Source organism: Oceanisphaera sp. IT1-181, from assembly GCF_033807535.1.
Classification (GTDB): Bacteria; Pseudomonadota; Gammaproteobacteria; order Enterobacterales; family Aeromonadaceae; genus Oceanimonas.
The window spans coordinates 693,892-707,660 of record NZ_CP136856.1 but is presented as its reverse complement, the minus strand read 5'-3'; the positions used below and the strand labels follow the sequence as shown (position 1 = coordinate 707,660).

General features: G+C 50.4%; 11 protein-coding genes. 4 read left to right on the top strand and 7 right to left on the bottom strand.

Going from position 1 to position 13,769, the window contains the following annotated elements; genetic code table 11:
* Positions 1–37 precede the first annotated feature (37 nt).
* Positions 38–3,403 carry a miniconductance mechanosensitive channel MscM gene (gene mscM, locus R0134_RS03225; protein WP_319783447.1) on the top strand — a complete coding sequence of 1,122 codons (3,366 nt, stop codon included), beginning with the start codon at positions 38–40 and terminating at the stop codon, positions 3,401–3,403.
* 546 nt (positions 3,404–3,949) lie between these two features.
* On the opposite strand, the gene epmA is transcribed toward mscM, so the two are convergent.
* Together epmA and R0134_RS03215 are read right to left on the bottom strand one after the other, a co-directional pair.
* A complete protein-coding gene (gene epmA / locus R0134_RS03220) occupies positions 3,950–4,924 on the bottom strand; it encodes an elongation factor P--(R)-beta-lysine ligase (protein ID WP_319783446.1) in 975 nt (324 codons plus the stop codon).
* A 152-nt stretch (positions 4,925–5,076) separates the two neighbouring features.
* Positions 5,077–5,508, bottom strand: a complete 432-nt coding sequence (locus tag R0134_RS03215) for a VOC family protein (RefSeq protein ID WP_319783445.1) — start codon at positions 5,506–5,508, stop codon at positions 5,077–5,079.
* A gap of 243 nt (positions 5,509–5,751) precedes the next feature.
* On the opposite strand from R0134_RS03215, the gene R0134_RS03210 reads away from it, so the two are divergent.
* The gene (locus R0134_RS03210) at positions 5,752–6,795 is read left to right on the top strand and encodes a GMP reductase (RefSeq protein ID WP_319783444.1); all 1,044 of its coding nucleotides are present in this window, start codon (positions 5,752–5,754) and stop codon (positions 6,793–6,795) included.
* Between the two features lie 124 nt (positions 6,796–6,919).
* Here the strand turns inward: R0134_RS03210 and efp are convergent, their stop codons facing one another.
* On the bottom strand, positions 6,920–7,486 hold the full coding sequence (gene efp / locus R0134_RS03205) for an elongation factor P (protein ID WP_319783443.1): 567 nt from the start codon (positions 7,484–7,486) through the stop codon (positions 6,920–6,922).
* 33 nt (positions 7,487–7,519) lie between these two features.
* Between efp and epmB the strand changes: the two genes are divergently transcribed.
* Both epmB and R0134_RS03195 read left to right on the top strand, forming a co-directional pair.
* Positions 7,520–8,554 carry an EF-P beta-lysylation protein EpmB gene (gene epmB / locus R0134_RS03200; RefSeq protein WP_319783442.1) on the top strand — a complete coding sequence of 345 codons (1,035 nt, stop codon included), beginning with the start codon at positions 7,520–7,522 and terminating at the stop codon, positions 8,552–8,554.
* Between the two features lie 79 nt (positions 8,555–8,633).
* Complete coding sequence (locus R0134_RS03195; protein ID WP_319783441.1) at positions 8,634–8,948, top strand: hypothetical protein; 315 nt, start codon at positions 8,634–8,636, stop codon at positions 8,946–8,948.
* Positions 8,949–8,978: 30 nt separating this feature from the next.
* On the opposite strand, the gene R0134_RS03190 is transcribed toward R0134_RS03195, so the two are convergent.
* The 4 genes from R0134_RS03190 to R0134_RS03175 form a co-directional block, all read right to left on the bottom strand.
* Positions 8,979–11,030 (bottom strand): EAL domain-containing protein, encoded by a 2,052-nt coding sequence (locus R0134_RS03190; protein WP_319783440.1) that lies wholly within the window; start codon positions 11,028–11,030, stop codon positions 8,979–8,981.
* Positions 11,027–11,527 carry a molybdopterin-binding protein gene (locus R0134_RS03185; RefSeq protein ID WP_319783439.1) on the bottom strand — a complete coding sequence of 167 codons (501 nt, stop codon included), beginning with the start codon at positions 11,525–11,527 and terminating at the stop codon, positions 11,027–11,029. The genes R0134_RS03190 and R0134_RS03185 overlap by 4 nt, the downstream gene beginning before the upstream one ends.
* Positions 11,528–11,786: 259 nt before the next feature.
* A complete protein-coding gene (groL, locus tag R0134_RS03180; RefSeq protein WP_319783438.1) occupies positions 11,787–13,424 on the bottom strand; it encodes a chaperonin GroEL in 1,638 nt (545 codons plus the stop codon).
* A 46-nt stretch (positions 13,425–13,470) separates the two neighbouring features.
* Positions 13,471–13,761 carry a co-chaperone GroES gene (locus R0134_RS03175; protein WP_319783437.1) on the bottom strand — a complete coding sequence of 97 codons (291 nt, stop codon included), beginning with the start codon at positions 13,759–13,761 and terminating at the stop codon, positions 13,471–13,473.
* Positions 13,762–13,769 lie beyond the last annotated feature (8 nt).

Sequence of the window (13,769 nt, the reverse complement as noted above, 5' to 3'; positions counted from 1 at the left end):
GCTGCGGTCTGATATTTCTTTTTATTGAGAGCCCGCCGTGTTTGCGCCCATCCTAGTATTGCTAACCTTATTATTTTCCGCCCCGTTATTGGCTGATCAAAAGGTCGCCGACATTGAAGCCCTGCTGGCTGAGATCCCCGAAGGGGAGCAGCCTGAGCTTAAGAAACTGCGGGAAGACTACAATCAGGCGCTGCAACTGGTGCGCGAAGGCGATCGCTATAAAGAACAAGCGAAAGACTATCAATCCTTTATGGAGGGCTACCCGGCAGCACTGAAAGAACTTGAAAAAGAGCAAGCTAATCTTAAACCCGACGATCTTGGCTACATTACCGAGCTGGATGAAGAAGCCGCCCAGCAAGAGTTAGTGGAAACTCAAGCTCAACGCTTAGGCATTAGACGCCAGCGCGAAGAGCTGACCAACGCGCTAAACTTGCAAGAATTAAGCAACACTGGCCTGCACGACTTGCTCGATGAATTGCGCCAGCAAATGCGGGATACCCAACAGTCACTGGATAAACTGCAATTTGCCGACACTCGTGGCCGCAAAGAAACCGCAATGCGCACGCTGATCTTGGCCCGAGAGCAACACCTGCAACACCGCATTCAAGCTCTTGAACTAGAAGAGTTATCCTCCAGCAATAAAGACACCATCAACCGCATCAAATTAGATATTCTGCAACGCCAGTTGCAAAATGCCGACGCTAAAATAGAGGCTCTGCAACAACGGCAAAATGAATTGCGCCGCGCCATCACCCAAGAGACGATTGACGAAAGTGACCGCCTACTGGATGAAGTAGCAAGCGACGCCCAGTTACTGCTTGAACAACAGACGATCAACCAGCGCTTATCGGCGTTATTAAATGAAAAAAGCCGTGACGTCGAAGCCTTGCAACTGGAATATCAAACCGTGGAGCGCGCCGCCTCCGAGCTGACCGACATGAAAGCCAATCTCAAAGAGCAGCTAGAATGGCTGCAGGTGAGCCGAGGTTTTGGCGAAAACTTGCGTAACCGGCTCAGCGAGCTGCCCGCCCCTTACTCCTTAGGGCAGTTAGAAGCACGCATAGTGCAAAGTCGCGTCGATAAATACGGCTATCAAGAGACGCTCGATAATCTCAGAAATAATAACTATCGCACCGAGCTGCTGCTCAGTGATAAAGCACAAAGCATTACCGAGACGCAACGCTTACAAGTGGATGAGTTATTAGCCACTCAGCAGCGTTTATTGGAACGGTTAGTCAGCGCCACCGACAATCAAATTCATGAGCAAACCCGCCTTAAGGTGGCCTACAGCCGACAAAATAATCAGCTGCAAGAAATTCGAGCCCTCACCGATGAGCGCCTATTCTGGCTGCCAGACTTGCGCCCCATTGGGAGCCAATTCCCTAGCGCCATCATGGAAACCTTCGGCTGGTTGCTGACTCTTTCGACGTGGACTGCCGTCCCCCAGACGTTAATGCAGCAAAGTGGTGCCAGCTTAACCCTTTACGGCTTAAGCTCCCTGCTGGTTATCTATTTGGGCGTGATGAGTCGGCGCAGCTTGCGCGCCTATTTAGAGCGCATTAGCGCACACATCGGCAATGTGACCCAAGATAGATACGACTACACCTTTAATACTCTGCTGCTGAGCCTGCTCACGGCCATGCCGATACCGGCGCTGTTATCTTTACTCGGTAATGCCATCAACTCCCCGTGGGCGCCACCTGTGGTGGTGGCACTGGCCAATGCCTTAACCCAGCTGATGTTGCCGGTATTTATCTTATTATGCGCCCGTAACCTGATGCTGAGTAACGGCTTATTGATCGTACATTTTAATCTGAACCACGACCGAGTAAGGCGCATTTGGAAGCAGTTTCAGAGCCTGATGCTGTCTTTATTACCCGCCTTATTGATCTTATACTTCGCACGGGATTATCGAGAGTTTTCGATATATGACACCCTAGGCCGACTCAGTTTCATCGTTATCTGCTTACTGACTAGCCTGTTCTCATGGCGCATGTACCGAGAAGACTTGCCGTTATTAGTCTCGCCCCCGCGCAAAGATCATCTGACCGTGGTTAACCACATGCTGTGGGCAATATTAATCATCTCACCGTTAATGGCCTTAATAGCGGCGTTAATGGGCTATTTATTTACCGCTCACACCCTGCTGCGCCAGCTGGAAGTCTCAGTGCTAGTCGGCATGGGTTTCTTAATGTTTTATTACCTAGTGCGCCGCTGGATGCTGCTCCAGCGCCGCCGTTTGGCTTTTGATCGTGCTAAAGCCAAACGAGCGGAGATCTTGGCCCAACGTAAAGAAAAAGATGAAACCACAGACGGTAATTTAAGCAGCCCTAGTCCAGAGGCAGAAGCCGCCGCTGTGGACGAAGTAGACTTGGACACCATCAGCGCCCAGTCGTTAGGCTTATTACGTTCCGCGCTGATGCTGGGCTTCTTGCTCAGCCTAATGCTGCTGTGGTCTGAAATTAATACCGCCTTTAGCTTTCTCGACAGCATAGAAGTGTGGCAGGTATCCAGTTCGCTGGCCGGTGAAGATTCACTGACACCCATTTCACTGAAAGACTTAGTCATCGCCTTGTTCTTGATTGTGCTGACGTGGATCACGGCGCGCAATTTACCCGGCCTGATGGAGCTCAGCGTATTACAGCACATCGATTTATCGCCCGGCACCGGCTTTGCCATTACCACTATCTCTAAGTACATAGTGCTGATCATTGGCGCTTTCACCACCTTTGGCATGCTTGGTATCGACTGGTCAAAAACCCAGTGGCTGGTGGCCGCACTCTCGGTAGGCTTAGGCTTTGGTTTACAGGAAATCTTTGCCAACTTCGTGTCTGGCTTGATTATTTTATTTGAAAAACCGATCCGTATCGGCGACACCGTAACCATACGCGAGCTGACCGGTACTATTTCTAAAATAAAAACCCGCGCCACCACCATAGTCGACTGGGACAGACGCGAAATTATCGTGCCCAACAAAGCCTTTATTACCGAGCAATTTGTGAACTGGTCACTTTCGGATGCCATTACTCGGGTGCGCTTGATGGTGCGGGTGCGATTGGATGCGGACATCGACCTAGTGCAGCGCATTACTTATGAAGCCATCGAAGAGTGCAGCCGCATTCTCGAGACTCCCGCGCCAGAAGTGTTTTTGGTAGAGCTGACCGACTCGGCGCTGGTTTACGAGGTACGGGTGTATGTGGAAAACATGAGCTATCGCATGCCGATGACCCATGAGCTGCATAACTTGTTGCTGACACGCTTGCGCAAATACGACATTAAAATACCGCACCAGCAGGTGGATATTCGCCTTTTGGGTGAGCAACAGATGAACGCTATGCTAAAAGCGGCAGACTTAAAGCCGAGCGACTTAACGCCGAAATCGCCGACCAAAGCCAGCGACTAAGTGCGGGTTTTCACTTGCAGCAGCCGACGTTAAAGGAGTGCCCCTCAAGCAACTGCGACTGTTTGTCAGCATGGCGGAAAATGGCAGTTTAAGTCGCGCCGCCGAGTTGCCGGTGTCGCTTGAGTGGGCGAGGTTTAGTTTTACCTGATTACCCGCAAAGCTCAGCCATGTTTCAGTGAACTCAGCACCAATGAATTCAATAGGTTACAGGGAGGTGCCGCCTCTTCGGTAAAGAATATGAGGCTCAGTTTGGTATTTCGACCTTGTAGGGGCCCGTCTCTTCGGCGAAGAGGACTTCGGCCCGGTTTGGTGTTTTGGTTTAAATCTAAACCTCAGTAACAGCCAGCAGAGCTGGCCTGCCGAAGTCCTCTTTATTAAAGAGACGGGGCAGCTACAAAGAACAAACCGAAACAGGGTGCATTATGGCTGAGGTTCATACGTAATCAGGTAGTTTTAAGCTTCAACCTTAACTGAAAACCTGTTTGCTTAACTGAAAACAGGTTTTCAAGCTTTTTTATCCTCTAATAACAGCGATTAAGTCACCACTCAGGCGCGCGTTACCGGAAAAGCAATCACCTGCTCAAGAGATTCAACCCCCAGCGCCAACATGACCAAGCGGTCGATGCCCAGCGCCACACCGGCGCACTGAGGTAAACCGTGGGCGAGCGCCGCCAGTAAGTACTCATCAATCGGTCGTACGGCCAAGCCACGCTCGGCACGCTCTTGGTTATCCAGCTCAAAGCGCCGACGCTGCTCGTCGGCATCGGTCAGCTCATGAAAGCCATTAGCCAGCTCTATGCCCTTAAAGTACACTTCAAAGCGCTCCGCCACGCGAGAATCATGAGGATTAATCCGCGCCAAGGCTGCTTGGCTAGCAGGAAAGTCATAGACAAAACATGGCACCTGTTGGCCGATACGCGGTTCAACGCCAAAGGCAAATAACAGCTGTAACAGTGTGTCTCTGTGGCTTTCTATGGCCAGCAAGTCATCGGCGCCTAAGCCTGTGCCTACAAGGCGTAGCTCATCTAAAGAAGCAGTAAGTGGGCAGACGCCCAAGGTCTCTATAAAGGCCTGCTGATAGCTGATTCTGGTGGGGGTTTCCACGGCCAACACCAGCTGCAGTAAGTCGGCCATTTCATCCATTAAAGCTTGATGGTCAAAGCCGGGTCTGTACCATTCCAGCATGGTAAATTCCGGGTTATGCAGCCGACCTGCTTCTTCGTTACGATAGGCTTTGGCAATTTGATAAATGGCGCCGTAGCCCGCCGCGAGCAGGCGTTTCATGTGAAATTCAGGGGAGGTTTGCAAGTACAACGCCAGTCCGTCTGCTTGGCCTGGGCCCACAAAACGCGTGGTAAAATTATGTAGGTGCACATCAGTAACACCAGCGCTGGCCATAGTGGGCGTGTCCACTTCCAGCACATGGCGGTCGGCAAAAAACAGACGAATACGCGCTAAAATTTGCGCTCTTTGTTGCAGAAAAGCCAGCGGAGCGGTCGGCGGCCAAGCGATAGAGGTCATGAGGCGAGTCCAAAATAACAGGATATTACCCCTAACCCGCTCTGAAATGAAAGCTGAGACATAAGCATAGGCAGCATCAAGCGCCCAGCGCCAAGCTAACTCAACAGCTGAGCTAGGCAGACAGTGTGAATTAGCAGGTAAAGGCTATGTGATTATTTAACTATTCGTTCAGGCAGATGACAGCCTTTTAGCTCCACTTGGTTGCCTTCAGGATCGTACAAATAAATCGATAACCCCTCGCCTTGCGCGCCGACGCGCAGCACGGGTTTTTCATGAATAACGCCGTTTTTTTTCAAATGTGCACTCAAGTGTGACACTTCAAAGGGCGACACCAGCAAGCAAAAATGGTCCATATTCGCTCTACATTGATCTGCAGGGTCACCGTCGCGCCCTAACGGCCCTTGAATATCAATTAAATCAATTAGATGATTACCGGCTCGTAACTGATACAAGCCCAAATCTGCTACTTCGCGCTCCAACTTACAACCCAAGACTCGGCAATAAAAATCCAGCATTCTCATGGGCTGCCTGACTCTTAACGCCAAGTGGTCTAGCCCCAACACTTCAAACATCGCCTTAGACATAATGCATTCCTCACCCGCTCTGCACCGCACAACGTCAACATAGGTTAAAGTAACAGCAGATACCTTCAATCATAGACGGTTACTGGCTTTCATTGCATTGCTTGAGCAGAACGCGCAATTTAATTCCTGATTATTAGGTCAAGAGTGTTGCAAAATATTTTCAGAAACCTAGAATGCTGAAAACCGGGGGCCTAAGAAACTCCCGGTTTTTTTGTGCCTGTCACTTTTTTAGGGAATATCCCAATGCGTATTGAAGAAGACTTGAAACTGGGCTTTAGCGATGTACTTTTCCGTCCTAAGCGCTCAACTCTTAACAGCCGTTCTCAAGTAGAACTCAACCGCGAGTTTTTGTTTAAGCATTCTGGTCGCAGCTGGACTGGTGTGCCGATTATTGCCGCTAACATGGACACGGTCGCGACTTTCGCTATGACCCGAGCACTGGCAAAACATGACATTCTGACCGCCGTTCACAAACACTACTCAGTCGCCGAGTGGCAGGCCTTTGTTGAAGGCGAAACGACCGAAATATTGCAACATGTGATCGTTTCCAGTGGTATTTCCGACCATGACTTTGAGAAGTTGCAGCAGGTGTTAGCGCTGTCCGATGAGCTGAACTTTATCTGCATCGACGTGGCTAACGGCTACAGCGAACACTTCACTTCTTTTGTTAGCCGCGCGCGCAAAGAATTTCCTAAGCACACCATTATTGCCGGTAACGTAGTAACCGGTGAAATGGTGGAAGAGCTAATTTTATCCGGTGCCGATATCGTTAAAGTGGGCATAGGCCCAGGCTCGGTGTGCACTACCCGCGTAAAAACCGGTGTCGGTTATCCGCAGCTGTCTGCCATTATCGAATGTGCCGACGCAGCCCACGGTTTAGGTGGTCAGATCATCGGTGACGGCGGTTGCACCTGCCCTGGCGACGTAGCCAAAGCCTTTGGTGGTGGTGCTGATTTTGTAATGTTAGGTGGCATGTTAGCCGCACATGAAGAGTGCGGTGGCGAGCTGGTTGAGCGCGACGGTAAAACCTACATGAACTTCTATGGCATGAGCTCATCGAGCGCCATGGGCAAGCACTCAGGTGGTGTGGCCAAGTATCGCGCCGCAGAAGGTAAAACCGTGCAGTTGGCTTTCCGTGGCCCTGTAGAAGACACCATTCAAGATATCTTGGGCGGCGTACGCTCCACTTGTACTTACGTGGGAGCGGCACGCTTAAAAGAACTGACCAAGCGCACTACCTTTATCCGCGTACGTGAGCAAGAAAACAACGTTTACGGTAAAGAGTAAGACGTAAGGAGTGAGGCGTGAGGCGTGAGGGGGTTTTTCTCCTTATCCTTTTACGCCCCACTCCTCACGCAATAAAAAACGGCACCCTACTAGGGTGCCGTTTCTTGTTCACAAAGCTTGATACTTACTTTACACGTGATACGTATTCGCCTGAGCGGGTGTCTACTTTCAACACTTCGCCAATTTGAATAAACAGCGGTACTCGTACTACGGCACCGGTCACCAAAGTCGCAGGCTTACCACCGGTACCGGCAGTGTCACCTTTTAGGCCTGGATCGGTTTCAGCCACTTCTAACTCCACGAAGTTAGGCGCCGTTACTGAAATGGTTGAACCATTCCACAGTGTGAGTGTGCATACATCTTGTTCTTTGAGCCACAGCTTGGTGTCGCCTACCGCTTTAGCATCGGCAGCCAACTGCTCAAAGGTGGTGTTATCCATAAAGTGGTAAAATTCACCATCGTTATACAGATACGCCATTTCCATATCGACTACGTCGGCTGCATCATAGGTGTCGCCAGACTTAAAGGTCTTTTCCAGCTGCTTGCCATTAAGTAGGCGACGCAGCTTAACGCGGTTAAATGCTTGACCTTTACCTGGCTTAACAAATTCGTTTTCGATGATAGCGCAAGGCTCACCGTCCAACATAATTTTTAGGCCAGCGCGAAAATCATTGGTATTATAAGAGGCCATGTTACCCTCGTGAGTTTGACAGAGTTGCAGAAAATGCTGGCAATCATACCCCTAAAACAGGGAAATTTACATATTAACTGGCAAAAAGAACTGGGTCAGGCCTTTACTTCTCCCGAGCAGCTGTTGGGCTACTTAAAAATAGACGCCGCGCCTTGGCAAGCAGGCTTTGCCGCGCGGCGCCTGTTTCCCATGCGCGTACCGCGTCCTTTTGCCGATAAAATGGTCAAAGGCGATGCCCAAGACCCGCTATTGCGCCAAGTGCTGCCCCTCGGTGAGGAGTTTGCTGAGGTGCCAGGTTTTGTTACCGACCCACTCGATGAGCACGACAGCGCCCTGCCCGGTCTTTTGCACAAATATCGCTCGCGGGTGTTATTAGTGGTGCGAGGCGGTTGTGCCATTAATTGCCGCTATTGTTTTCGCCGCCACTTTCCGTATGCAGAAAACAGCCCAGATCAGGCGGGTTGGCAGGCCGCATTAGCCTACATAACCACGCACCCAGAGATTAACGAAGTGATCCTCTCTGGTGGCGATCCATTAATGGCCAAAGACAACCACCTAGCACGTTTATTCGAAGAGCTCGCCGCTATCCCGCACCTGAAGCGCCTGCGCATTCATACGCGGCTGCCGGTGGTGATACCCGCGCGCCTCACCGATGAGTTGCGCGAGCTCCTAAGCACCAGCCGACTGCAAGCAGTCATGGTGTTGCACATCAATCACGCCAATGAGCTAGATGATGAGTTAAGCCAGCGACTTAATAGCTGGCGCCAAGCGGGCATTACCCTGCTCAACCAAAGCGTACTGCTGGCCGGCGTAAATGATGACGCTGACACTTTATGCGAATTGTCGGAGCGACTCTTTAGCGCCGGCATCTTGCCCTATTATCTGCATCAGTTAGATAAGGTGGCGGGAGCCGCGCACTTTGCGGTAGAAGATACTAAAGCCAAAGCACTGATGGCTGAGCTGCTCGCTCAATTGCCGGGATTTTTAGTGCCTAAATTGGTGCGCGAAATTGGCGGCGAGGCCAATAAAACGCCCATTGATTTAGGGCTGGAGCCAACACTGAGCTAAAACAGAGCGGATTTAAGCTTTAGCCAGACATGAGATTTTTATCATCAATTGATGCGGCTTAGCCGTTAAAGGAAACCCTATGCACGACGCCGTTACTACCAAGTTAAATGACACCCTCAAAGAGCTGTATCACATGGCGATTGATGCGGATAAAAAGCTGGCCGAGCTGCGCACTAAAGGTCAGGCCAAGTTCAGCGCTGTATTGCGTGAAGACAGTCAGTTTATTACTCATACCGACCATTTTTTACCCTACGTGGCCGAGCTGGCAGAAGAATTAGAAATACTGGTCACCGTGAGCGAACAAGAGTATCAAGCGCTGCTCTCGCGCATGGTGCATAAAATTCAGTTACTGGCCGAAACGCTGCAGCAATTTATGCGCCTGCCTTCGGCGTGAGGCGTGGAATGTTTATCTTTAACTGAGCGCTTAACTGCTTATTTTTAACTGAGCGCTACGTTTAAGCCACTCTCCTACCTCTGTCACTAGCAGCGGCTCACCCACGGCGTCACCTTGTACTAACAAGGCGGCGTTATGGTTGTCTAACTCTCGTTTTTCTAACACCGGCCTGTCGAGTACTAGATTTTCCAGTACCGCCAACTCACTCACATGATCTACCCCGCAACACACCACAGGCACTGCTAACACCTCGGCCATGGCCAATAAGGCAGTGAGCTGGCGGCGAGCATCACCTTGATGTTCAATACCGGTGCACTGGGTGGCATTAAGCTTTAGCCAATCCAAAGGTAACTGTGACAATGGCCCTAAGGGCGCGCTGCCACTGCCAAACTCAGTCAACATAATACGAATACCCACGGCTCTAATGCGCGCCAGTATCAGGTTAGCCGCCAGTATATCAGTGGCGACGACCTGTTCATTGATCTCTAACACCAGACTGGCGGGCGCAATGGAATACTGCTGCAACACCGCCATTAAGCTCACCTCTATGCCTAAGCGAAATAACGGCGCAGGCAGCGTGACGCTGATAAATAAGGGCGGCTGGGAATCCGGTTCAGAATGCGGCTGAGAGTTAGGTGGAAAGTTAGGTTGAAAGTGATGATAAGCATGGCGCTGCCACACTCGTAGCTGGCTGCACATAGCGTGTAAACTCCACAGCATCACGCGTTCTGAACACTGATACTGCTCGGTCATGCGCTGTAACTCGACCGGCGCTATCACGCCAAAGCTGGGGTGATGCCAGCTGGTTAAGACTTGTAAGCCCACACACTGCTGGGCAGGCCAAGCGATCAGCGGCTGTAATTGCAGCGTCAGGCTATTACTGGTGATGGCGGCCGGTAAATCTTTGGCCAATTGCTGGCGACGTGATATTTCTTTTAATAACGAGGGGTCAAAGAACACATAATTTTTTTGCTGTTGCTTGCACAGCTCCAAGGCCAACTCGCACCGCGCTTGTAGGTCTACGAGGTTATCTGCATCAAACGGATATAAAACCACGCCCATTAAGGGCTCCATGTAAAAGTCATAGCCATCGACGGACGCTTTCTCGCTCAAAACGTGCGTGAATCTGGAGAGTTGCGCACGAATATCCACCAGCTCCACCACACCTTTGCCCACCACCATTATTTTTCCTTCGCTAGGTTGAGCAAGGTATTCATAGCCCAATAGGCTGCCTTGCAACCGCTCACAGCACGTTTGCAGCAGCTGGTCTATCACCTTAAAACCAAAGTGCTGATAGTGACTATGCAGATCTTTAAGCTCTAATAAAGTAAGACTAAAAGGCTGGTCTTGTTCAATCAGCGTGCTGATGTGGCGTTGCAATGCAAAACGGTTTGGCAGTCCGGTCAAGGGATCTTGTTGCTGTAAGCGCCAGTAACGATGCAGCTCACGAAACAACAGCAACAGCAGCAACAGCAAGGCAATAAAAAAGCCCTCTATGTACCGATAAAGCTGTTTGCCTAATTGGCGATAGGCAAGGTCATACTCCGCATAAAAGCGCACGTTATCATGCATGAGTGCACTCACATTACGCGATAAGGGCTCAAGATAAGGGCTCAGTGCCGTTAAAATAACCAGATAATCAGGAGAGTGAGGCTGCAAGCCTTCAACCGTGAGTTCCAACTCGTGAATGCGGGCATCAATTTGGCGGATCAGCAGCCCCAGCTCAGGGCGTTCGCCAAGGCCGTTTTTAATCTGACTGCTCAGCAATATGGGGGTTCTGCTCCACAGAATATCGTAGCGCAGCATAAAATCATCTTGGCTGATGGCGGCTGCATGGCGCAGTCGCACCGCATCTAAAAAGCGGCCCATCTCCAGCTGTAATTGCATCAGCGACCAAGGTACCTCATAGGTGCGCTGCTCAAGCAAGGTGTTGTGCACGCGGATCTTACCCAGCGTCAGACTGGCACCACTGCCAAAATACAGCATCACCAACAGCAAACCGCCACCTAATAAAAATTTAATGGCAGAAACACGACCATATTGGCCGTCAAGTCGAGGGTAAGAGGCAAATAAGCGTTTCATTCAGGCTCCGAGTAAACCCTTATTACCTTTAGCTGCCACGCCATGTAATGCATGAACTCGGCTTGTTTCACTTTAGACATTTGATCAAAAGGCAGCATCAGCCATAAAGGCCCTTTATTACGCCGAGTCATCAATTGGCCATCCTCTTGCCACGCCAAAATAGGAGAAAACTCGTTAATTTTCGACCAATCCAGCACCACGCTATAGCCGTTAAGCGCTTCTAGGTTCAAGCTGGTGATATGTTTATGGGCAAACAGCTGCTCGAATAACGCATTCAGGTCAATACCGCGATAGTGTTGCGCCTTCGCACTCCAAGGGTGAGAGGTGGTGACCTCTGCTTGAGTGAGGGCTTGTAATTCACTTAAGGTAAAGTCGAGTCTTTGATGATGGCTTTCACCCAGTTGAATATCACCGTAGACACTCAATATCACCGGCTCAGTGCTGGCCTGAGTAACCTGGGCGAGCAACAGCAGCAGTATTCCAGCTAGCAACCTCATGCTCTCTCCTTATACGACCGACTAAACAAGCACATTAGGTAATATTCATTTTAAAAACAACGTTTTATGTCACACATTCTAATGTGTCCAGCAAACGATAACTCGAGCATTTTACCCTATGTACCTAAATCTTATTGAAATAAATACGGGCCTTGCACCTGCGCTTAAATGCGCATCACCCAGATCAAAAAACCGGGCCACAGGGCCCGGTTTTTTATATGGCTAAGGGGTTAAATCCCGCCGCATGAGGTAATTTAAATTACATCATTCCGCCCATTCCACCCATGCCGCCCATATCAGGCATGCTTGGGCCATCTTTCTGTGGCATATCGGTGATCATGGCTTCGGTGGTGATCATCAAGCCCGCTACTGATGCCGCAAACTGCAGTGCAGAGCGCGTGACCTTAGTCGGATCCAAGATACCCATATCGAGCATATCGCCGTAAGTACCGTTACCGGCGTTATAACCGAAGTTACCAGAACCGTCTTTCACTTTAGAAACCACGACTGACGCTTCTTCGCCGGCGTTGGTAACAATTTGACGCAGTGGAGATTCCATGGCGCGCAGTGCCACCTTGATACCTACGTTCTGGTCTTCGTTGTCACCGGTCAACTCTGCCAGCTTGCTCGCAGCACGTACCAGTGCCACACCGCCGCCCGGTACTACGCCTTCTTCTACTGCAGCACGAGTGGCATGCAGTGCATCATCAACGCGGGTTTTCTTTTCTTTCATTTCCATTTCGGTCGCAGCACCGACTTTGATAACTGCCACACCGCCTGCCAATTTGGCCACGCGCTCTTGCAGTTTTTCTTTGTCGTAGTCTGAAGAAGACTCTTCAAGTTGCTGACGAATTTGTGCTACGCGACCTTCAATGGTGGTCGCTTCACCGGCGCCATCGATAATGGTGGTGTTATCTTTGCTGATCACGATGCGCTTGGCACGACCTAAGTCTTCCAGCGTCGCTTTTTCCAGATCCAGACCCACTTCTTCAGAGATCACAGTACCGCCGGTCAGAATGGCGATATCTTGCAGCATAGCTTTACGACGGTCACCAAAGCCTGGCGCTTTAACGCCCACCACTTTCACGATGCCGCGCATGTTGTTCACCACCAAGGTGGCCAGCGCTTCGCCTTCGATATCTTCAGCAATCAGCAGTAACGGCTTAGATTGCTTGGCCACGCCTTCCAATACTGGCAGCAGTTCGCGGATATTAGAGACTTTCTTATCAACCAGCAGAATGAAGACGTCGTCTAATTCAACGGTGCCTGTTTCTTGCTTGTTGATGAAATATGGAGACAAGTAACCGCGGTCAAACTGCATGCCTTCAACCACATCCAGCTCGTCTTGCAGGCCTTGGCCTTCTTCAACGGTGATCACGCCATCTGTGCCCACTTTTTCCATGGCTTCGGCGATCAAAGCGCCTACAGTTTCATCGGCGTTGGCAGAAATAGTACCTACCTGAGCAATGGCTTTGGTGTCTTTACAAGGTACAGACAGCGCTTTCAGCTCTTCTACTGCGTGGCGAACGGCTTTGTCGATACCGCGCTTCAAATCCATTGGATTCATACCAGCGGCAACGGCTTTTAGGCCTTCGTTCACGATAGACTGAGCTAATACGGTTGCGGTAGTAGTACCATCACCGGCTTCGTCATTCGCCTTAGACGCCACTTCTTTAACCATCTGTGCGCCCATGTTTTCGAACTTGTCTTGCAGCTCGATTTCTTTGGCAACGGATACACCGTCTTTAGTGATCACAGGTGCACCGAATGACTTATCCAGTACTACGTTGCGACCTTTAGGGCCCAACGTTACCTTAACGGCGTCGGCGAGGATGTTCACGCCTGCCAGCATTTTTACGCGGGCGTCATTACCAAACTTTACGTCTTTAGCAGCCATTCTTTATATTCCTTAGCGTGTAAATTAAAATGGGGAAACGTGAGGATTACTCAACGATCGCGAGAATGTCATTTTCAGACAGGATCAGCACTTCTTGGCCGTCCAGCTTTTCGGTTTTTACGCCGTAGCCTTCGTTGAAAATAACCTGATCACCCACTTTAACGGACATGGCTTTCACTTCACCGCTGTCCAGTACGCGGCCGTTACCTACTGCCAGCACTTCGCCGCGGGTAGATTTCTCGGCAGCAGACCCAGTCAGCACTATGCCTCCGGCAGATTTTGACTCGACTTCGGTACGTTTGATAATGACGCGATCATGTAATGGACGAATTTTCATCAATAACT

Bases quoted from the DNA above. Each gene is read 5' to 3' on its own strand.
- R0134_RS03185 (WP_319783439.1), bottom strand. From the start codon at position 11,527: ATGAGGTTGCTAGCTGGAATACTGCTGCTGTTGCTCGCCCAGGTTACT.
- efp (WP_319783443.1), bottom strand. From the start codon at position 7,486: ATGGCCTCTTATAATACCAATGATTTTCGCGCTGGCCTAAAAATTATG.
- groL (WP_319783438.1), bottom strand. From the start codon at position 13,424: ATGGCTGCTAAAGACGTAAAGTTTGGTAATGACGCCCGCGTAAAAATG.
- R0134_RS03210 (WP_319783444.1), top strand. From the start codon at position 5,752: ATGCGTATTGAAGAAGACTTGAAACTGGGCTTTAGCGATGTACTTTTC.
- epmB (WP_319783442.1), top strand. From the start codon at position 7,520: ATGCTGGCAATCATACCCCTAAAACAGGGAAATTTACATATTAACTGG.
- R0134_RS03190 (WP_319783440.1), bottom strand. From the start codon at position 11,030: ATGAAACGCTTATTTGCCTCTTACCCTCGACTTGACGGCCAATATGGT.
- R0134_RS03195 (WP_319783441.1), top strand. From the start codon at position 8,634: ATGCACGACGCCGTTACTACCAAGTTAAATGACACCCTCAAAGAGCTG.
- epmA (WP_319783446.1), bottom strand. From the start codon at position 4,924: ATGACCTCTATCGCTTGGCCGCCGACCGCTCCGCTGGCTTTTCTGCAA.
- R0134_RS03215 (WP_319783445.1), bottom strand. From the start codon at position 5,508: ATGTCTAAGGCGATGTTTGAAGTGTTGGGGCTAGACCACTTGGCGTTA.
- R0134_RS03175 (WP_319783437.1), bottom strand. From the start codon at position 13,761: ATGAAAATTCGTCCATTACATGATCGCGTCATTATCAAACGTACCGAA.